This window comes from Streptomyces pseudovenezuelae (assembly GCF_001513955.1).
GTDB classification, from domain to species: domain Bacteria; phylum Actinomycetota; class Actinomycetes; order Streptomycetales; family Streptomycetaceae; genus Streptomyces; species Streptomyces pseudovenezuelae.
Genome location: NZ_KQ948146.1, coordinates 925,525 through 945,114, shown reverse-complemented (window position 1 = coordinate 945,114; position 19,590 = coordinate 925,525). Strand labels below are relative to the sequence as shown.

General features: G+C 71.6%; 13 protein-coding genes and 1 tRNA gene. 9 read left to right on the top strand and 5 right to left on the bottom strand.

Features of this window, described 5'->3' with window-relative positions; translation table 11 throughout:
• Positions 1–67: 67 nt before the first annotated feature.
• Positions 68–496 carry a PAS domain S-box protein gene (locus AQI94_RS16340; RefSeq protein ID WP_031058135.1) on the bottom strand — a complete coding sequence of 143 codons (429 nt, stop codon included), beginning with the start codon at positions 494–496 and terminating at the stop codon, positions 68–70.
• A 160-nt stretch (positions 497–656) separates the two neighbouring features.
• Here AQI94_RS16340 and AQI94_RS16335 point away from each other — a divergent pair.
• Both AQI94_RS16335 and AQI94_RS16330 read left to right on the top strand, forming a co-directional pair.
• Positions 657–741, top strand: a tRNA-Leu gene (locus AQI94_RS16335).
• 259 nt (positions 742–1,000) lie between these two features.
• A complete protein-coding gene (locus tag AQI94_RS16330; protein ID WP_318658110.1) occupies positions 1,001–1,414 on the top strand; it encodes a hypothetical protein in 414 nt (137 codons plus the stop codon).
• A gap of 294 nt (positions 1,415–1,708) precedes the next feature.
• On the opposite strand, the gene AQI94_RS16325 is transcribed toward AQI94_RS16330, so the two are convergent.
• Positions 1,709–4,873, bottom strand: a complete 3,165-nt coding sequence (locus AQI94_RS16325) for an AfsR/SARP family transcriptional regulator (protein ID WP_031058138.1) — start codon at positions 4,871–4,873, stop codon at positions 1,709–1,711.
• A gap of 267 nt (positions 4,874–5,140) precedes the next feature.
• Between AQI94_RS16325 and AQI94_RS16320 the strand changes: the two genes are divergently transcribed.
• The gene (locus AQI94_RS16320; RefSeq protein WP_031058139.1) at positions 5,141–6,397 is read left to right on the top strand and encodes a hypothetical protein; all 1,257 of its coding nucleotides are present in this window, start codon (positions 5,141–5,143) and stop codon (positions 6,395–6,397) included.
• Positions 6,398–6,764: 367 nt separating this feature from the next.
• Here the strand turns inward: AQI94_RS16320 and AQI94_RS16315 are convergent, their stop codons facing one another.
• On the bottom strand, positions 6,765–8,963 hold the full coding sequence (locus AQI94_RS16315) for an ATP-binding protein (protein WP_031058141.1): 2,199 nt from the start codon (positions 8,961–8,963) through the stop codon (positions 6,765–6,767).
• A gap of 127 nt (positions 8,964–9,090) precedes the next feature.
• On the opposite strand from AQI94_RS16315, the gene AQI94_RS16310 reads away from it, so the two are divergent.
• A complete protein-coding gene (locus AQI94_RS16310) occupies positions 9,091–10,197 on the top strand; it encodes an EstA family serine hydrolase (RefSeq protein ID WP_031058143.1) in 1,107 nt (368 codons plus the stop codon).
• Between the two features lie 301 nt (positions 10,198–10,498).
• Entirely contained in the window at positions 10,499–12,535 is a 2,037-nt protein-coding gene (gene fusA / locus AQI94_RS16305) for an elongation factor G (protein ID WP_062229779.1), read from the top strand.
• An 84-nt stretch (positions 12,536–12,619) separates the two neighbouring features.
• On the opposite strand, the gene AQI94_RS16300 is transcribed toward fusA, so the two are convergent.
• Both AQI94_RS16300 and AQI94_RS16295 read right to left on the bottom strand, forming a co-directional pair.
• On the bottom strand, positions 12,620–13,012 hold the full coding sequence (locus AQI94_RS16300; protein WP_031052065.1) for an SCO5389 family protein: 393 nt from the start codon (positions 13,010–13,012) through the stop codon (positions 12,620–12,622).
• Between the two features lie 39 nt (positions 13,013–13,051).
• Positions 13,052–14,011, bottom strand: coding sequence for an ATP-binding protein (locus tag AQI94_RS16295; RefSeq protein WP_031052064.1), 960 nt, complete (start codon positions 14,009–14,011; stop codon positions 13,052–13,054).
• 117 nt (positions 14,012–14,128) lie between these two features.
• Here AQI94_RS16295 and AQI94_RS16290 point away from each other — a divergent pair, with 117 nt between their 5' ends.
• Genes AQI94_RS16290 through AQI94_RS16275 form a run of 4 tightly spaced genes read left to right on the top strand, consistent with a single transcriptional unit; the run spans position 14,129 to position 19,163 of the window.
• Positions 14,129–14,665, top strand: coding sequence for a GNAT family N-acetyltransferase (locus AQI94_RS16290; protein WP_037943912.1), 537 nt, complete (start codon positions 14,129–14,131; stop codon positions 14,663–14,665).
• A complete protein-coding gene (locus AQI94_RS16285) occupies positions 14,662–16,152 on the top strand; it encodes an ABC transporter substrate-binding protein (protein WP_031052061.1) in 1,491 nt (496 codons plus the stop codon). The genes AQI94_RS16290 and AQI94_RS16285 overlap by 4 nt, the downstream gene beginning before the upstream one ends.
• A 3-nt stretch (positions 16,153–16,155) precedes the next feature.
• A complete protein-coding gene (locus AQI94_RS16280) occupies positions 16,156–17,952 on the top strand; it encodes an ABC transporter permease subunit (RefSeq protein WP_062229778.1) in 1,797 nt (598 codons plus the stop codon).
• Entirely contained in the window at positions 17,949–19,163 is a 1,215-nt protein-coding gene (locus AQI94_RS16275; RefSeq protein ID WP_031054083.1) for an MDR family MFS transporter, read from the top strand. The genes AQI94_RS16280 and AQI94_RS16275 overlap by 4 nt, the downstream gene beginning before the upstream one ends.
• Positions 19,164–19,590 lie beyond the last annotated feature (427 nt).

Here is a 19,590-nt window from a genome sequence, read left to right as displayed (position 1 = left end):
CGTGGACCCGACGCGAAGCGGCCGTGACCCCGAGGGCCACGGCCGCTTCCGCGCGGTCCGGCGGGGGTCAGACCGTCGTCGCCTCGGCCCGGCGCCGCATCAGTTCCCGCTCGCGCTCGCGCCGCGCGGTGACGTCCCGGACGACCGCACCGCAGTAGGGGCTGCCGTCGGGGCCGGACAGCAGCACCACGCTGAACTCGATGGACAGCTTGCGGCCGTCCGCCGCCAGCGCGGGCACGTTCAGCAGGTCCGCGTCGCCGTACTTGCTGGACCCCCGCTCCATGGCCGCGTCGAAGCCCTCCTGGTGCCGCTTGCGGTGCCGCTCGGGGATGATGACGTCCAGGCTGCGCCCCGTCACATCGGCCGCCGCGAACCCGAAGATGCGCTCCGCACCCCGGTTCCAGTAGCGGATCAGCCCTTCCCTGTCGGTGATCACTATGCCGTCGGGTGCCTGGTCTGCCATGCCCAGCACCACCGCGGAATCCAGATCGTCCATGTCGCCTCCGAGCCGGGGCCGTTTAGGTGACGACAGTATACAGAATACTGTCGTCATGGGCCCTCTCCGGAGGGATATGCAGGTGAAGGCCACTCCGAAAGCTTGGTATTGTTGTCCGTGTCGCCCCGGGGAACACCCCCGTCAAGGCGGCAGACACCTGGTCCGGGTGGCGGAATGGCAGACGCGCTAGCTTGAGGTGCTAGTGCCCTTTATCGGGCGTGGGGGTTCAAGTCCCCCCTCGGACACAACACCAACAGAAATGGTGCCGACCGGTTTCCGGTCGGCACCATTTCTGTTGGTGCGGACGATGCGAAGTGCTCCACCGGCTCCGGTGCGGTTGTCCGGCAGGCCCGGCGTCAGCGAATGACTGACGTCCGGTCTACCCAACCCTGGGCCACCTCCTTACTTTGGCTTCTGCGGGGGCAACGGAACGTGTGGGGGGCGACAGTGGAAGCTGAGCTGGCGGCACTGGCGACGTCGGGGGCCACGACGTTGGTAGGGCTCATGGTGTCGGACACCTGGATGCAGGCCCGGGACCGACTGGTGCGGATCTTCGCGCGGGGCGACGACGAGGACTCGGCCGCGGAGGAGCTGCGGTTGTCCCGGCGCGAGCTGATGGCGGCCCGGGACGCGGCGGACGATGACGCCGTCGCCGACATCGAGGCGGGGTGGCGCATCAGGCTGCGCCGTGCGCTGGAAGCGGATCCGCTCGTCGCTGAGGAACTTGGATCCATGCTGGCGGAGTTCGCTCCGGCCGCGGGTGACGTGGCGCCGCAGACAGTTCGCAACAGCATCAGTGGGGGCGTCCAGCACGGGCCGGTCCTGCAGGGGCAGAGCTACTCCGGGCTGACCTTCAACAGCTCTGGCGAGGGCGGGAGTTGTCGCACATCAGACCGATCTGACGGTCACCTGTCCTAATACAGTATGTGTTCATATTTCGCAAACGCGTTCCTCGGCTCCAGCTGGATCTAGTACGGTCTCGCCCAGCCGGAGTGATCACCCGCGGCAGAACTGTCCCGTCGATCTTCGAGGAGCACGTTGAAAGCGCGTTTGCGGCAGATCTACCTCGCCTCACTGCCAGTCCTGGGAGCGACCTACGTGACCGTGGTGGTGTTCCGCTGGATGTGGTGACATCGCCGAGGACCGTCACCGGCCGGACGGCCGGTTGACCCAGGTTCGCGCGGCGGAGCGGGCCGGCTCCTGGGAGGGGGCTCAGGAGCCGGTCGACTCGTGCCCGGCCAGAAGCCGGAGCAGTTTCTCCGCTTCCCCGTCGGCACCGAGACCCCGGTACAGAGCGATCGCCTGCTCGCCGTACCGGTGGGCCTCCTGGGCGCCGCGGGGACGCAGAGCGGCGGTGCGCGCGAGTCCAGCGAGCGCCTGGGCCGAGCCCAGAGGGAATTCGGCATGCCGGGCCACCTCGAGAGCCTCCTCGTAGCCGTTGAACGCGATGTCCAGCCGGCCCGATTCGCGTTGGACGTCAGCCGCACCGATCTTCGCGCGCAGTGTCTCGTACGGGTTGTCGATGTCGGTGGCGACCTGCTCCGCCATGGTGAAGTGCAGCAGTGCCTCGCCCCGGCGCCCGGACTGGGCATGGGCGACCCCCATGCTGATCAGCACGTCCGCTTCACCCAGCGCGTCTCCGGTGCTCCGGTGGCTGGCGAGTGCTCTGCGGTAACAGGCCAGGGCGCGCTCGGTCCGGCCCGTGGCCTGGAACACGGTGCCCAGGTTGGTGTCCAGAGTCGCCAGTTCGGGCCGGCCGCCGTGGGTGCGCATGAGGACCAGAGATCGCTGGTAGCAGTCACGGGCCTCATCGAGACGCCCTTGGAGATGGTGTAGCTCACCTCGGTTGTTGAGGGCCTGAGCCAGACCGTACGGATCGGGCAGCGTCTCGTAGATGCCCTCCATGAGCTGGACCCGGTGCAGGGCTTCGTCGTACTGCCCCGCGTAGTACAGGGCGATTCCCTGCACATTGAGGCATTCGGCCTCTCCGGACCGGTCGCCGGCCTCGGCGTACAGAGCGAGTGCCTCGTCCAGGAGGGACATGGCCGTAGCGCTGTGGCCGGCCGCGAGGTGAGCGCGGCCCGACTGCAGGAGTGCGTCGGCACGGCCGTTGGTGTCGTGCAGGTCCTGGTAGATCGACAGGGCCTCCGTCGCGCACAGCAGGGCCTCACCGTGATCGCGCTGTGCCAGCAGATCCGCCCGGTCCGTCAGGGTACGGGCGAGCGCGCCGCGGTTTCCGAGGGCCCGCAGGGCGGGCAGCGCGGCGTCGAAGAGCTCGGTCGCGATGCCCCAAGTCCCCCACCGTTTGAGGGATCTTGCCAAAACGCTGGGAAACAGTGCCGCGTACTCCAGGTGGTGAAGTGTGGCCGCACGTGCGATCGCCAGCAGGTTGGCCCGTTCCACCGAGAGCCAGACCGAGGCGTCGTCCGCGTCGCGGAACGTCCGTGAGGCGCGGGCTTCCTGCTCCGGGCTCAGCGGGACCGGACGGCGGTGGGGATGGACCAGACGGTCGGCCTGCCGGGCGCTGACGAGGTGGGTGGAGACGAGTCGGCCGACCGCTGCGCGCCGGTCCGCCTCCGCATCCGTGCGCACACCGGTCTGGAGACCGAAGGCCCGGGTGAGATCGTGCAGGCGGTAGCGTCCGCGTACCGGCTCTTCGACGAGACTGGAATCCAGCAGATCGTCCACACATCGCTGGAACAATCCGGCTTCGTCCTCGAAGTCCGGGCCGGCCAGCGCGACTGCCGCGTCGAGGGTGATGTCGGGGCCGGGGTGCAGGGCGAGGCAGCGGAACAACCGCTGGGCACAAGCGTCGAGTTCGGTGTACGAGAACCTGAAGACCCCTTCCATCAGGGAGTCGAACTCCTCCAGCGGGTTGGCGGCGTGCGTCAGCCGGTCGAGAAGGTCCTGCAGCGCCCAGGAGTCACGGTGGCGAAAACGGCTCGCCAGGAGATGCACGGCCAGGGGGTGGCACGCACACGCCTCCACGACCTTCGCCAGTGCCTCGGGCTCGGCGGAGGCTCTCGTGGGGCCGACGATCCGGGAGAAGAGAGCCGCCGCTTCGGTTCGCGACAGGGCGTCCACGAACAGGGACGTGGCGCTGTCGAGCCCGGCCAGCCGGCTCCGGGTGGTCACGATGACACGGCAGGTGGGCGCCCCGGGCAGCAGGGCAGTGACCTGCCCGGCGTCCCTGGCGTTGTCGAGTACCACAAGCGCCCGGCGCCGCGCGGTCCACTCCCGCCACCTGGCCGCCCTCTCGTCCGACGACACGGGCAACTCACCGGACCAACCGGCCGAGTGCAGCAGAATCGCCAGGGCCTCTGCCGGGTCGAGGGGCTGTCGGCTGCCGAAGCCCCGCAGGTCGACGAAGAACAGACCGTCCGGGTACGCGGCCCTCAGACGGTGGGCCGCATGGACGGCGAGTGTCGTCTTGCCGATTCCGGGCATACCGTGCACGACGGTGACGGGCAGGGCGTCCGGAGTGTCGTTCTCGGGTCCGGTGGCGGCCAGCAGGATACGCAGTTCACCGACCCTGCCGGTGAAGTCACGGCTGTCGCGGGGCAGGCAGTCGTGCTGTTCCGGCGTGACGGCGGCAGCGGGCGGTCCGGTCTCCGTGTCCAGAAGAGTGTGGTCCTGTTCGAGCATGCGGAGATGGAGTTCCTGGAGTTCCGAGCCGGGTTCGATGCCCTGGCTCTCATGCAACCTTCCCCGTGTGTTCCGGTAGACGGCGAGAGCTTCGTCGTGGCGTCCGGAGCGGTACAGGGCCAGCATCAGGGAGCCGATCACCTTCTGCGCGAACGGATTCTGCGACGCCAGCTCCTGGAGCTCGCCGATGAGGTCCGCGTGGCGCCCCAACTCCATCTCCAGGCCGATGCGTTCCTCTCGGACCCGGCGATGGTCCTCGATCAACCGCGCCCGCACGGACAAGGCCCAGGAGTTGTCACTGAACTCGGTCAACGGATCGCCGCGCCACAGTGCTTCGGCGGTACGCAGCAGCCCGATCGCCAGCTCGTGCTCTCCTCGCGCCCCGGCGGCCGCGGCATCCGCCCGCAGGCGCTGGAAACGCAGCAGGTCGATGTCCTCGGGACTGACCCGCAGTTGGTACAGCCGTGGCGAGGGCCGATCCACCCGCGCCAGGTCGTCGCCCACCGCCGTGCGTAATCGTCTTCGCAACCGCGAGAGGTAACTGTGCAGAGTGTCCTGGGCGGTTGGCGGCGGGTCCCCGTTCCAGACGCGGTCCATCAGCGCGTCCACGGAGACCGGCTCGCCCCGGGCGTGTACCAGGGCGGCCATCACGCAGCGCTCCTTCAGCGATCCGAGTTCGTGCTGTCGCTGCCCGTGCCACAGCTCAAGTGGTCCCAGTGCAAGAAGTTCCACGATCACCCCCGGTGGGTGTGCCCCTTCCTGAAACTTCGGCAGTGCTCGCACGTTTGTCCAGCGCTTCGGGTCACAGTTCTGTGGGATCCGGGGGCGAACACACAGGCGCACCGGAGCGTGAGGGGGCGCACGTCGCCTTCGATGCCCGGTCGCGCAGGAGTGCAGGATTTCTGCAAGCCCGCCATCCGGACGCCCGGGCACGCTTCTGTCATCGGCCGGCGTTTCCGCGGCCGTGAAGGCATGAAGGAGAACCGGGGGAGTTCAACGATGACTGTGACAGTGTCCGAGCCGCACTGGCGCCATGTGCCGGTACGCCTCGACGTCGAACGCTGGGCCACCCGCAGGCCCCGCAGGCGCGTCCTGGTCGTGGTGCACACGGTGATCGCGGGGCAGCGGCTGCTCGACGCGATACGCCTGCTGGAGGGCGACGTCCGGGTGCAGGTCTTCTTCACCCAGGCACCGGACGTGTTCAGTAACGGAGTGGCGGAGTTCCTGGGGAGATTGAGGGGTCTGGTGCTGCCTTGGAGCCAGGCGGTGCAGACGGACTTCGACCTCGGTCTGGCCGCCAGCCACGGCAGCCTGCACGAACTCCAGACACCCGTGATCGTGCTGCCGCACGGTGCCGGACACAACAAGATCGCGTCGGCTGCCCGAAGCGGGCGACCCGCGGCGCAGCGCGGTGTCTACGGCCTCAGCAGGCAGCGACTCGTACGAGACGGTGCGGTGGTGCCCGAGGTGGTCGTACTGGCCCATCAAGAAGAACTGACCAGGCTCGGTCGCGAATGCCCCGAGGCCCTGCCGGTGGCCGAAGTCGTGGGCGACCCCTGTTTCGACCGTATCGCCGTCAGCCTTCCGCTCAAGGCCCTTTACCGCGACGCACTGGGCGTGCGAGCCGGGCAGCGGCTGGTGCTGGTCTGTTCCACCTGGGGGCCCGACTCCCTCCTCGGGCAGGGGTGGGACTTGTTGGAACGGCTGGTGGGTGAACTGCCCCGGGACGAGTTCCGGATCGCCGCGCTCCTGCATCCGCACGTCTGGAACGCGCACGGCCACTGGCAGGTCCGTTCCTGGCTCGCCGGGCTGGCCCGCGCCGGACTGACCCTGGTCAGCCCGCACGGAGACTGGACCGGAGCGCTCGTAGCCGCCGACTACATCGTGGGCGATCACGGCTCGGTCTCTCTCTACGGCGCGATGACCGGAGTACCCATACTCATGGCGGGCCGGCCCGACGCCGACGTGGATCCGGGCTCACCACTCGCCGAACTCATGTCCTTCGCGCCCCGGCTGCGCGGGGACCGCCCACTGCGGCCACAGCTCAGGCGGAGCTCCGCGTCCTGGCGTTCGCACCGATGCGAGCGGGTGGCAGCTCGCATCACCTCGGAGCCCGGCCGGTTCGAACGGAGGATGCGCGCGCTGCTGTACCGCAAATTGCGATTACGGGCCCCCACCACACGGGCGACGACACAGCCTGCACGCCTCCCGCTCACCGTGCGCTACGACGAACCGGGCAGTGTGGCGGCGCCATGACGAAGCTTGCCGCAGTCGTGCTCCGCACGGTGGTGTCTTCGGGGACGAGGTCGTACGGTCCGGTGGACCGGATCCGCACCGTCCTGCTCCACCCGGTCACCGGGGCCCCTGCAGTGGACGAGCACGTCAGAGTGCGGCTTCCCGCACCGAGGCGTTGGTCCCGGCTCGGCGACGTGCTGATCGGGCACGGCACAGGAGCGAGCGCGGCCGTCGAGGCGGCGACCGCGCATCCGGGTGCCCTCGTGGTGGCGGTGTACTGCGGTCCCCGCTGCTGGATCCGGTTCGGTCCGAACGGAGGGGTGATCGAGTTCGGAGCCCGCGGACCTGAGCAACCGACGGACAGATGGGGGACGGTGGCCTCGTTGGCTCATTCCTGGCTCGTGGCAGGGCTGTCCGCCGGGGGATTCGGATCGTCGCTCTGCCTGTGAGGCTCGGACTCGCCGCTCTCCAGTTGCCCCAGTCTCTGTCGCGCGGACTCCGCCTGCGTCGATGCCGACCGGCCCACGGAGGTATAGAGCTCCAGAGCCTCCTGGTAGTGCGCGCGGGCCATGTGAGCGTGCCCACGCCGCTCGGCGATTTCGGCCAGGCCTACTGTGGCGTGGGCCATCTCGTAGTGCGCGGTCAGTCCACGCAGCGCCGCCAGCGCGACGGAGAGATGCTCGTGCGCCTGGTCGAACTCGTCCTGGGCGAGGTGCGCACGCCCCAGCAGGATGGCCGCCCGCGCCGTGTTGTACGTGTCGCCCGCCTCCAGAAGCGCGCACCGGGCGGCACGGGCGTGGCGGGCAGCCTCCTGCGGAGGCCCGGTGGCGAGCACGACGTCACCGAGGTTCAGCCGGGCCAGGGCCGCGGCCCGCGAGTCACCGCACGCCGGCAGTTCCACGGTGGCGCGCCGGAAGAGACCGGCGGCTTCGTCGAGGCGGCCGAGGCGCTGCAGGGCGAGTCCACGGTAGTTGAGTGTGCGGGCCCGGCCGAGTCGGTCTCCGGCTTCCTCGAAGAGCTGGGCCGCGTGTTCGAACATCTCCAGAGCCCGATCGTGGTTCCCGGCACCGAGCTGCCCCACGCCGCCGGAGGTGAGCATCCGGCACGCGGCATCGGAGTCCCCCGACTCCTCGGCCGCAGCCAGCCCTTCCTCGTGTGCGGCAAGCCAGTCGTCGTAGAACTTGCGGCGCAGGAACAGGGGCCACAGGGCGTCGGCGAGCTGCCACCCGACGCTCGGGAAGCCGGCAGCGCGGGACTGACGGATCACGGCCATCAGATTGGGCAGCTCCCGCTCCAGCCAGTCGAGCGAGGACTCCGGATCGTGTCCGGACTCCGCCGTGACCACCGGTCCGGGACCGTAGTCGCGGGCCATCGTGCGGTGCTGAGGATCGATGACCTCCTCGGCCCGGGTGGCGCTCGCCAGATAGTGGTCGGCGATACGGCGCAGCGCCCGCTCACGCTCCTGCCCGGGCTCGTCCGCCCGTGCCTTGGCGGCGGCGTGCAGGCGGACGAGGTCGTGAAACCGGTGACGCTCCTCTCCGGCGTCCAGGAGCAGGCTCGCCTCGTGCAGGGTGTCGAGCAGTTGTGCCGCGTTCCCTTCGCCGGCGAGTACCGCCACCGCCACCGGACTCGCGAACTCCGGACCGGGATGCAGTCCCAGCAGCCGGTAGAGCCGGGCTGCGGGAGGCGGCAGCGTCCGGTACGACAGGTCGAGCGCCGCGCGCACATCGTGGTCGCCGTCGATGCCCAGCACCTCCAGCCGGTCGCGCTCCTCGGCAAGCGCGCGGACCATCGTGGTGATACGTCGTTCCGGCCGTGCCGCCAGCCGGGCCCCGGCGACCCGCACGGCCAGCGGCAGCCCGGCGCACAACTCGACAAGGGTCCGCGCGTCGTCGGGCTGAGCGGCCACCCGGTCGTCGGACAGGGTGTCCGCCAGGAGTTCGACCGCCGCCTCGGGGTCGAGAGGTTCCACGTGGACGGGGTAGCAGCCGTCCACGGTCAGGCCGGGCAGGCGGCTGCGGCTGGTCACCGCCGTCACGCTGCGGCCGGCCGGCAGCAACGGGCGCACCTGGGCCGCGGTCGAGGCGTCGTCGAGCAGTACGACGAGACGCCGGTCGGCGGTCAGGGATCTGTACAGGGTCATCCGCTCCGCGAGCGTCACCGGCACCTGGCGCGGGGGGACTCCGAGGCCTCGCAGAAACCGCCCGAGCACCTCTTCGGGGAGCGCCGGACCGTCAGGCGCCTGCGCACCCAGGTCCGCGTAGAGCTGACCGGCCGGGAAGTGCGGCCGCAGGGTATGCAGCCATTTCAGCGCGAGGGTGGTCTTCCCGACCCCGCCCAGGCCGCTCACCGCGGCCAGCGCGGGGCGCTCCTCCCGCACGGCACGGGCCCGGTGCCGCTCCAGAGCCTCGAATTCCTTCGACCGGTCGATCACATGCACCGGCGGTGGAAGCTGCCAGGGCGACGGACTCAGGTCACGCGGGTCCGAGCCGATGCGAATGCCGCCGTACACCGAACCTGCCTGGATGGTCGGACCGTGCACCGTGCCACTCAACTCGTTGTCCGACCTGAGCTCGTGGCTCCGCACGTGTGCGCCCCCCACTGTGTGTAAGTACAAGCTCCAGAACGGATCCTTTCCGCACGTGTGATCGATATCCATCGTCGGCGCGCAAATTCGGTTGACTGCGCCGGTTCCGGACGGGCTCAATACCGGCATGGCCGACATCCAGGGCACGTACGACGAGCTGTTCTCCGCGGTACCCACCGGGCTGGCGGCGCTGTTGGACGAGGGGGACGTGGGAGGGTCGGTGGCCGTCTTCGTGGACGGTGAACCGGTGGTGGACGTCTGGGGCGGCTTCGCCGACGCCGGCCGGACCGCCCCGTGGGAGCGGGACACGATCACCAACGTGTTCTCCACGACCAAGACGATGACGGCGCTGTGCGCGCTGATCCTCGCCGACCGCGGCGACCTCGACCTGGACGCCCAGGTCGCCCGGTACTGGCCGGAGTTCGCCGCCGCCGGAAAGGACAAGGTGCTGGTACGGCACCTGCTGTCGCACACCGCCGGCCTGCCCCACTGGGAGGGCCCGGTCGAGGAGCTCTACGACTGGTCCGCCGCCACCTCCCGGCTCGCCGCCCAGCCGCTCCTGTGGGAGCCCGGCACCGCGGCCGGCTACCACTCGCTCACCCAGGGCTTCCTGGTCGGCGAGGTCGTGCGCCGGATCACCGGCCGCACGCTCGGCGAGTTCCTCGCCCAGGAGGTCACCGGCCCCCTCGGTGCCGACTTCCACATCGGACTCCCCGCCGAACACGACCACCGGGTCGCCCGTACCGTCCCGCCGCCCGGCCGGGACGAGGACTACACCGCGAGCGCGCCGGGGCCCGACGCGACACCCGCTGCGGGGACCGCGATGCGTGTCAGGGACGCCAACAGCGTGGCGTGGCGGCGCGCCCAGATCCCCGCCGCGAGTGGGTTCGGCAACGCCCGCTCGGTCGCGCTCGTCCAGTCTGCGCTCGCCTGCCGAGGGACGGTCGGCGGTGTCCGGCTGCTGTCGGCGGCGGGAGCCGAGCGCGCCCGCGAGGAGCAGTTCAGCGGCGAGGACTGCGTGATCGGCATGACACAGCGCTACGGTCTCGGCTTCGGCCTCTTCGGGACCTCCTTCGGCTGGGGCGGCTGGGGCGGCTCCCTGGTCGTGATCGACCCCGAGGCCCGCATGGTGGTCGCGTACGCGACCGACCAGATGCGTGAACCCGCCGAGGACACCCGGGGCATGGACCTCGTCATGTCCGCCTACGACGGCCTCCAGGGTCTGCGCCGCTGACCGCGGAAAACCCGGTGCGCCGACACCGGCCGGCTCCCTACACTCGCCATCACCAAGGACGACGAGTGAGGGGAGTACGGCCATGTGCGTGCGCACAGCTGTCGCCGTTCCCCGGACGTCGTACGACGTGATCCTCGTGTCCTCGCCCCTCCGGTGCCCGCTGCGCGGCCGGCACCGGACGCCCGCGACGACTGTCTGAACGGTCAACTATCGCCGCGGCACGCATATGTGACGTGCCGTCATGTCGTCGTACGGGTCATCGCGCAGCCCTGTCATCACCGCACCCGAAAGGCCATGGGCCGTGCGCACCCACCACCTCGAACTGCTCTCCGTCGTCCGCAACCTCGGCATCCTCGCCCACGTCGACGCGGGCAAGACCACCGTCACCGAGCGGATCCTGTTCGCCACCGGAACCACGCACAAGCGCGGTGAGGTCCACGACGGCACGACCGTCACCGACTTCGACCCGCAGGAGCGGGACCGCGGGATCACCATCTTCGCCGCGGCCGTGAGCTGCGCGTGGGACGGGCACCGCCTCAACCTGATCGACACCCCGGGGCACGTCGACTTCGCCGACGAGGTGGAGCGTTCGCTCCGGGTGCTCGACGGGGCGGTCGCGGTGTTCGACGCGGTCGCGGGCGTGGAGCCGCAGAGCGAGTCGGTGTGGCGGCAGGCGGACCGGCACGGTGTGCCGAGGATCGCCTTCGTCAACAAGCTGGACCGCGCGGGCGCCGACCTGGACGCGGCCGTCGACTCGATCCGGCGACGGCTGCATCCGGCCCCGCTGGTCGTGCAGTTGCCCATCGGCCGCGAGGACTCCTTCACCGGCGTCGTCGACCTGGTCCGGATGCGGGCGCTGACCTGGTCCGACTCCGGTGAGGCGGCGCAGGACGGACCGGTGCCCGACGCTCTTCGCGAGGAAGCGCTCAAGCGCCGCCGGCTCCTGGAGGAGGCTGTCGCCGAGCGCCACCCCGCCGCCCTGGAGGAGTTCTGCGATCGGGAGACCCTTTCCGCCGGCACCCTCACCGCCGCCCTGCGGGACCTCACCCGCAGCGGCGACGGTGTGGTCGTCCTGTGCGGCTCGGCCTACCGCAACCGCGGTGTCGAGCCGTTGCTGGACGCGGTCGTGGCGTATCTGCCCTCACCGCTCGACGTACCCGCCGTCCGCGGCGAGAACGGCGAGGAACGGCCCAGCGATCCGGCGGCGCCCCTCGCGGCGCTGGCGTTCAAGGTGAACGCCACGGCCACGGGACGGCTGACGTACGTACGCGTGTACTCGGGAACGATCGAGAAGGGAGCCACCGTGTGGGCCGCGGGCGCGCGGCGCACCGAGCGCGTCGGACGGATCCTGCGGGTGCAGGCCGACCGGCACGCGCCGTTGGAACGGGCGGTCGCCGGCGACATCGTCGCCCTGGTCGGGCTGAAGTCCGCCCGCGCCGGCTCGACTTTGTGCGCGCCGGACGCCCCGCTCGTGCTCGAACCGCCGAGCGTGGCCGAGCCGGTCGTGTCGGTGGCCGTCGAGGCCAGCCGGTCCGTGGACACCGACCGGTTGGCCTCGGCGCTCGCCCGACTGGCCGAGGAGGACCCCTCACTGGTCGTCCGCACGGACGCCGAGACCGGTCAGACCCTGCTGTCCGGGATGGGTGAACTGCATCTGGAGGTCGCGGTGGAGAAGGTGCGGCGTGAGCACGGGATGGTCATCGACGTCGGTCGGCCGAGGGTGAGTCACCGCGAGACGGTCGGGCGCGGGGTCTCCGGGCTGGTCCACCGGCACGTCAAACAGGACGGTGGAGCGGGGCAGTTCGCGCATGTCGTCCTCGACGTCGAACCCTCGGAGGCGGCCTTCGAGTTCCGTTCCACGGTCGTGGGCGGGCGCGTCCCGCAGGAGTACGTCCGCGCGGTCGAGGCCGACTGCCGGGACGCCCTGGCCGAGGGGCCGCTCGGCGGGCACCCGGTGACGGGGCTGCGCGTCACCCTCACGGACGGGTCGACCCATGTGAAGGACTCCTCGGACACGGCCTTCCGCACCGCGGGCCGGTTCGGCCTGCGGGAGGCCCTGCGCGCCTGCGCGATGGTCCTCCTGGAACCGGTCGTCGAGGTCACGGTCACCGTGCCCGGGGACGCCGTCGGCGCGGTGCTCGGCGACCTCGCCGCCCGCCGCGGCCGGGTCTCGGGCTCGGCCGCGCGCGGCGGTTCGGCGGTCGTCACGGCGACCGTGCCGCTGGCCGAACTCTTCGGCTACGCGACGAGGTTGCGCAGCCGGACGCAGGGCCGCGGCACCTTCACGGCCCGCCCGACGGGGTACGCGCCGGCACCGGCGGTGACCTCGGCACGGTGACCCCGGGACGGAAGTCCCGGGTCCGGGAACGAGGGGCCGGGCGGTCGCACCGCCCGGCCCCTCGTCACGCCTACGAGGCCCTGCTCAGCAGTCCCTGAACTCCGGCGACTGGTTCAGCACCTGCGAACGCACCGAGGTGAAGCGGGCGTACGACTCGCCGGTGACCGACTCCGGGCGGAACGCGGCCACCCGATGGCAGTTCTGGAAGGCCAGGGCCACGCCGAAGTGGCGTTCCAGGCTGCCGCGGATGGCGTCGCTGGCGAGGGCGCGCAGCAGCTGGCCGCGTTCCCGTTCCGACGGGGGAGGGGTCTGGTTGTCGGTGAACTCGACCTGGCCGTCGCGCAGTTCGACGGCGAGGGAGGCGATCAGGTCGTAGGCGTAGGGGAGGGAGGTGCGGACCGTGTCCACGAAGTCCTCCTCGCGGATGTCGCCCTGCTCGGCCTCGGCGAGGAGTTTCGGGGAGACGTCGAGAGACATGTGCGTCGGTTCCTGTCTGTTGTCGTGGTGCGGTGGGGGTCAGACGAGGGAGGCAGGGCCCGGCACGAAGTCCGGGTCCACCTGGGCCGTCAGGTCGAGGCCGGTCGCCGCGTTCGCCCAGGCGCGGGCGTTGCGGAGGTGGAACTCGACCGCGTGGCGGTGGAGGGCGGGCCAGTCGCGGGGGTGGGAGTCGACGGCCTCGCGCAGAATCGTCAGGGCGTGCCGGTTGTGGGGCTCCAGCGACTCCAGGCCGCCTTCCGCACGGCCCTGTTCGGCCGCGCGCACCCAGGGTGACTGGACCAGGTGGGTCAACAGATCGTCGCCCACGTGCTCCTTGAGGAAGAGCAGGTCGTCCTCGCCGGTCACCTTGTTGCCGACGACGGCGATCCGGATGCCGAACTCCCGTGCGTGGTCCCGGTACTGGCGGTAGACCGAGACGCCCTTGCGGGTGGGCTCGGCCACCAGGAAGGTCAGGTCGAAGCGGGTGAACAGGCCCGAGGCGAACGCGTCCGCGCCGGCGGTCATGTCGACGACGACGTACTCGCCGGGACCGTCGACCAGATGGTTGAGGTACAGCTCCACCCCGCCCAGCTTGGAGTGGTAGCAGGCCACGCCGAGGTCGCTCTCGTCGAACTCGCCCGTCACCATCAGCGGGACGTCACCCACCCGCCGGACGTGTCTGGCGTGCAGGGCGTCATCGCCCAGCGGACGCAGCAGACGTGAACCCCGGCCCGGCGGCGTGGTCTTGATCATCGCCTCGCGGGAGGCGATGCGCGGGTTGGTGCCCCGCAGGAAGTCCTTGATGTCGGCCACATGCGCGCCCAACGGCGGTGCGTCCAGGGCTCTGTCCCCGTCGTGGCCCAGCGCCTCCGCGAGGTGCTGGTTGATGTCGCCGTCCACGGCCAGCACCGGTGCGCCGGAACGGGCCAGATGACGGGAGAAGAGCGCCGACAGGGTGGTCTTGCCGCTGCCGCCCTTGCCGACGAAGGCGATGCGCACTACCGCTCCACCTTTTTGAAAATGGATGTCATGTTGGTAGGTTCTACGGCGTGCGTTCGATCACTGTCAAATCACCCTCGCGATCAAGCCGGGAGTCTTAATGCATATGATGTGCAAGTGCGTAACTACAGCATCAGGGCGGCCGGCCCGGACGAACTCGAAGGTGCGCGAGCCGTGATGCTCGACACCGTCTACCGCGACTTCCGCACCGGATACGTGCCCCGCTGGCACGCCGACATCATCGATCCGGCCGCCGCCTACCTCGTCCCGGCCCGGCACACCCTCCTCGTCGCCCTCGACCCGGAGGACGGGACCGTCGTGGCCACCGGCGCCCTCGACTCGCGCGGCCCCGCCCACCCGCCGAACCCGCGCGAGCTGGCCGAGCGCTACCCCTGCGGCGAGACCGCCCAGTTGCGCCGCATCTACGTCCGCCCCGAGCACCGCAGGCGCGGCCTCGCCCGCCGCATGGTCGGCGAACTGCTCGCCTTCGCTGCCGCCGACGGCGGCTACCGCTCCGTGTATCTGCACACCGACCCGGCCGTCCCGGGCGCCGAACCCTTCTGGCGCTCGATCGGCAAGGTCGTGCACGACGAGCGCGAGACCACGGGCGGCGCGAGCAACGTCGTCCACTTCGAGATACCGATGGGACGGTGACCGCAGTGCGCCGCCGTCACACCCTCGGCTCCCTCCTGCTCGCCCCGCTGCTCACCGCCTGCTTCGCCTCCCAGGGCGCCGACGTGGAAGGTGACACCGGCGACGGCTCCCGCCTCCGGGTCGCCCTCGCCTTCCCGCCCGCCGAGAACCTCTCGCCGTACGGCGACGACGCCACCCTCCTCAGCCGCCTCGGCGTCACCGAGGGACTGACCGCACTCGACGCCAACGGCGCCGCCGGCCCCGCGCTCGCCGAGTCCTGGCGCCGCGAGAACGACCGCACCTGGCTGTTCACCCTGCGCGAGGCCACCTTCCAGGACGGTTCCGAGGTCACCCCGGCCGCGGTCGCCGCCGCCCTCACCCACGCCACCGAGGCCGAGCCCGTCCCGGCCGCGCTGTCCGGCGTCACGCTCACCGCCGAGGGCGCCGGGGACGCCGTACGCATCACCACGAAGTCGGCCGACCCCGTGCTGCCGCTGCGGCTGTCCAGCCCCGGCCTCGCCGTGTTCGCCCCCAAGGCCTACGCCCCAGGCCAGGTAAACCCGGTCGGCACCGCCACCGGACCCTTCGAACTCACCAAGGTCACCGGCTCCACCTCCGCCGCCCTCGACCGCTTCGACGACTACTGGGGCGGCCGCGCCCAGGCCTCCGGCATCGACGCCCGCTTCATCGCCGACGGCACCGCCCGCGCCAACGCCCTGCGTACCGGGCAGGTCGACATCGCCGAGGCGATCCCCGTCGCCCAGGCCGCCACCCTCGACAAGGCCACCATCGAGGAGACCGCCACCACCCGCACCACGAGCCTGTACCTCAACACCCGGTCCGGCCCTTTCAAGAACCCGGCACTGCGCGCCGCCGCCCGCGAGGCCGTCGACAACTCCGCCGTCGTCAAGGGGGTCTTCGAGGGCTACGCCGATCCCGGCACCGGCATCTACGGGCCGGCCGTGACCTGGGCCGAGGGCAAGCGGGTACGGCCCACCGGACGCGCGACCGCCGCCGCACCGCGCGGCACGTCCGTCACCCTCGCCACCTACGACAACCGCCCCGAACTCCCCGAAGCCGCACAGGTCCTCCAACAGCAGCTCCAGAAGGCCGGGTTCAAGGTCACTCTGGTGGTGCGGGAGTACGCGCGGCTCGAAACCGACGTGCTCGCGGGGAAGTTCGACGCGTTCATCGGCGCCCGCAACAGCCTCGTCGACACCGGCGACCCCGTCGGCGTCCTCGCGAGCGACTACACCTGCGACGGCGGCTACAACCTCTCCCGGCTGTGCGACAGGAAGGTCGACCGGGCGGTCACCGAGGCCGACGCCGTGGCCGACACCGGTGCACGCCAGGACGCGGCCATGCGCGCCGAAGCCGCGGTCCTGGGCACCGACGCCGTGGTCCCGCTGGCCCATCAGGGGATCATCGCCGGTGTCGCCACCGACGTCCGGGGCGTGCTGCTCGACCCGTACGAGCGGACCCTGGTCGGCCCCGGAACGCGACGCTGATCCATGCGGCACCACATGGCAACCCTGGTGTGGCGAGTCCTGCTCGCGGCGGCCCTGGTGTGCGGGATCGGCCTGCTGCCGTGGCTGTCCCGCACCGACCCCGCGCTCACCGTGCTCAAGGCGCGATCCGCCGACCGCGATCCGACACCGCGGGTACTGGCCGACATCCGGGCCCAACTCGACCTGGACAAAGGCCCCTTGCACCTGCTCGGCCAGTGGCTCGGCGGGCTGCCCCGAGGGGATGCCGGCCGGTCGTGGCTGAACGGCACGCAGGTCACCCCGACCGTCGTCCAGGCGCTCGGGGTGTCCCTGCTGCTCGTGACGGTGGCGCTGGTGGTCGCCGCCGTCACCGCCGCCCTGGTGTGTACCCGCACCCTGTGGCTCGGCGCCCACCGGCGCCTCGACCGACGGCGGTCCGGGGGCGGCGCCTCGGCGATGCTCGCCGCGCTGCCCGAGTTCCTCACCGCCTCCGTCCTCGCCACCGTGGTCGGCGTACAACTCGGCTGGCTGCCGGCCCTCGGCTGGTACGGCCCGCAGTGGACGGTCCTGCCCGCCCTCGCCCTCGGCCTGCCCGCCGGGGCCGTGCTCGGACGCCTCCTCGACGACCTGCTGCCCGGCGCCTTCGCCGAACCCTGGACCCTGGCGGCCGGGGCCCGCGGACTGCGCGGCCGTACCGTCGCCGTCAAGGCGGTCCGCCGCTGCCTCCCCGCACTGCTGCCCAACCTGGGCCTGTTCGTCGTGGGGCTCACGGCCGGTTCCGTCGCCGTGGAGCAGATCTACGACATCCCGGGCCTCGGCCGCACCACCCTCCAGGCCGCCCTCGCGCAGGACCTGCCCGTGCTCCAGGCGGGCGCCCTCGCCCTCCTGCTGCTCGCCGCCGGCGCCACCGGCCTCGCGACACTCGCCGTCCGCCGCCTGACCGGCCCGGCCCTGCGCGACGGCGCCCTGGACTCCCTGCACCGGCCGCGACGGTCCACCCGCAGCACCCTGCCCCTCGTCTACGGCGGCCTCCTGACCGCCGTCGTCGCACTCGGTCTGCTCCGCGACCCACTCGCCCTGGACACCGGGGCCCGGCTCCGACCTCCTTCCCGGGCCCACCCGTTCGGCACCGACGCACTCGGCCGGGACCTGCTCGCCCGGGTCGGCCACGGTGCGCTGGACACCCTGCTGGTCGCCCTCGCCATCAGCGTCACCGCACTGGTGGTCGGCGTCCTGCTCGGACTGCTGCCCCGGCTGTCCGGTCCGCTCGTGGACACCGTCAACGCCGTACCGCCGGTCCTCGCCGCGCTGCTCGTGACCGCCGTCGCGGGGAGCGGAGCCGGCACGCCCGCGCTCGCCGTGGCCGCCGTCTCCTGGGCGGCACTCGCCGCGCACACCTCCTCGCTGCTCCGCCAGGAACGCGCCACCTCGCATCTGGCGGCCACGCGAGCTCTGGGCGCGAACCGCTGGCACCTCCTGCGGTACGAACTGCTGCCCGCGATCCTGCCGCCCGTCACCCGGCACGCCCTGCTGCGCCTGCCCGGCGTCGCGCTGGCCCTCGCCTCGCTCGGCTTTCTCGGCCTCGGCACCCAGCCGCCCGCCCCGGAGTGGGGCCTGCTCCTGGCCGAGAACCAGCCCTACGCCGAACGCGCCCCCTGGGCCGTCCTCGCCCCCGCCGCCGCCCTCGCGCTGCTGGGCGCGCTGGCGGTGAGCGCGGCGGGCGGGGTGCGGTGGCGGCCGCGCCGGCGCGCGGGTCCGCGTCCGTCGGCCATCAGGACCGAACAGCCCTTGCCCGCACGCGAGTTGGTGGAAGCCGGATGACCTCGGCGCCAGTCGCTCCGCCGAGGCCCGCCGCCCGGCTCTCCCCGCTGCTGCGGCTGCTGATCCTCACCCAACTCGCCTTCAACATCGGCTTCTTCGCGGTACTGCCGTTCCTGTCCGCGCACCTGGGACAGTCCGTCGGCATGGCGGGCTGGCTGGTCGGATTCGTGCTGGGACTCAGGACGTTCAGCCAGCAGGGGCTGTTCGTGGTGGGCGGGGCGCTCTCCGACCGGTACGGGATCCGGCCGGTCGTCCTCGCCGGATGCGTGCTGCGGATCGCCGGGTTCGCCTGGCTCGGGTACGCCGAACGGACAGCGGCGGTCATCGGGGCCGTCCTGCTCATCGGGTTCGCCGCCGCGCTGTTCTCGCCGGCGGTGGAGTCCGAGGTCGCCCGGCAGGCCGTCGTCCACGAGGAGTCGGGCGGTCAACGCACGCGTGTCCTCGCGCTGTTCACCGTCGCCGGGCAGGCCGGTGCCTTCGTCGGGCCGTTGCTCGGCGCGCTGCTGCTGGCGGTGGACTTCCGCGCGGTGTGTCTGGCGGGGGCCGGGATCTTCGTACTCGTCCTCGCCGGGCACGCGTGGATGCTGCCGCAGCGCATTCCGGGGCGGCAACGGGTGCGGCTGAAGGGCGGATGGGGGACGCTGATCCGCAACCACCGTTTTCTCGCGCTGTGTTGCGCGTACGGTGCCTACCTGCTCGCCTACAACCAGCTCTATCTCGCCCTCCCCGACGAGGTGGAGCGGGCGACCGGTTCGCAGTCGGCGCTGGCCTGGCTGTTCGCGCTGTCGTCGCTGCTGGTGGTGACCGCGCAGCTCCCCGTCACCCGCTGGGTCGGCTCCCGGCTGTCGCTGCGCCGGTCCATGGTCGCCGGACTGCTGCTGATCGGCACCGGGTTCGCGGTCGTCGCGGTGTCCCGTCCGGCCGACTGGACGGGCACGGCGGGCCTGGTGCCCTCGGCCGGGTTCGTCGTCCTGCTCACCTTCGGGCAGATGCTGGTCGCGCCGGTGGCCCGGGCCTGGGTCCCCGACCTCGCGGAGGAGGGCCGACTCGGCCTCTACACCGGGGCACTCTCCTCCGTCTCCGGCCTGATCGTCCTGCTCGGCAGCTCCGTCACGGGCTCCCTCCTGGACGGCGGACTCCCGGCCGCGCTCCCGTGGCTGCTGCTGGCGGCGGTACCGGTCGCGGCGGTGGGCCTGGTACCGCGGAGATAGGCCGAACGAGCCGAGCCCAGACCGTCCGGCCCCCGCCAACCCCGCACCCCCTCCGGACGCCGCTCCTGCCCCAAACCCGACCCGGCCAGGTGCTCGTCACGCGGGGCTCCGCTGAACCGCTCCTCTCCGTGAGCCCGTCCACCCAGCACCCGACGCACGAGCCCCAGAAGCTCCGGTCCCGGCCAGAAGGCCGGTCGCCGAACTCGGCGGAGAGGGAGCAGGGTGGCGTCGGTGGGTGGGGGTGCTCTGGTCGAGGGTGGGACGGGAGGTTCGGATGTCGGTCACGTAGGCGCGGAGTCGTGCGGGTGGGTGGGTCGGGGAAGGGTTGCGTGGCCGTCATGGGGTCGGGGCCGGGTGGGTTCAGGTGCTCCGGTCGAGGGCCGGGCGGGAGGTTCGGATGCCGGCCGCGTACGCGCGGAGTCGTGCG

Coding starts and splice junctions, on each gene's coding strand:
- AQI94_RS16330 (WP_318658110.1), top strand. CDS start 1,001: ATGGTGTCGGACACCTGGATGCAGGCCCGGGACCGACTGGTGCGGATC.
- AQI94_RS16300 (WP_031052065.1), bottom strand. CDS start 13,012: ATGTCTCTCGACGTCTCCCCGAAACTCCTCGCCGAGGCCGAGCAGGGC.
- AQI94_RS16280 (WP_062229778.1), top strand. CDS start 16,156: ATGCGGCACCACATGGCAACCCTGGTGTGGCGAGTCCTGCTCGCGGCG.
- AQI94_RS16340 (WP_031058135.1), bottom strand. CDS start 496: ATGGACGATCTGGATTCCGCGGTGGTGCTGGGCATGGCAGACCAGGCA.
- AQI94_RS16320 (WP_031058139.1), top strand. CDS start 5,141: ATGACTGTGACAGTGTCCGAGCCGCACTGGCGCCATGTGCCGGTACGC.
- AQI94_RS16275 (WP_031054083.1), top strand. CDS start 17,949: ATGACCTCGGCGCCAGTCGCTCCGCCGAGGCCCGCCGCCCGGCTCTCC.
- AQI94_RS16310 (WP_031058143.1), top strand. CDS start 9,091: ATGGCCGACATCCAGGGCACGTACGACGAGCTGTTCTCCGCGGTACCC.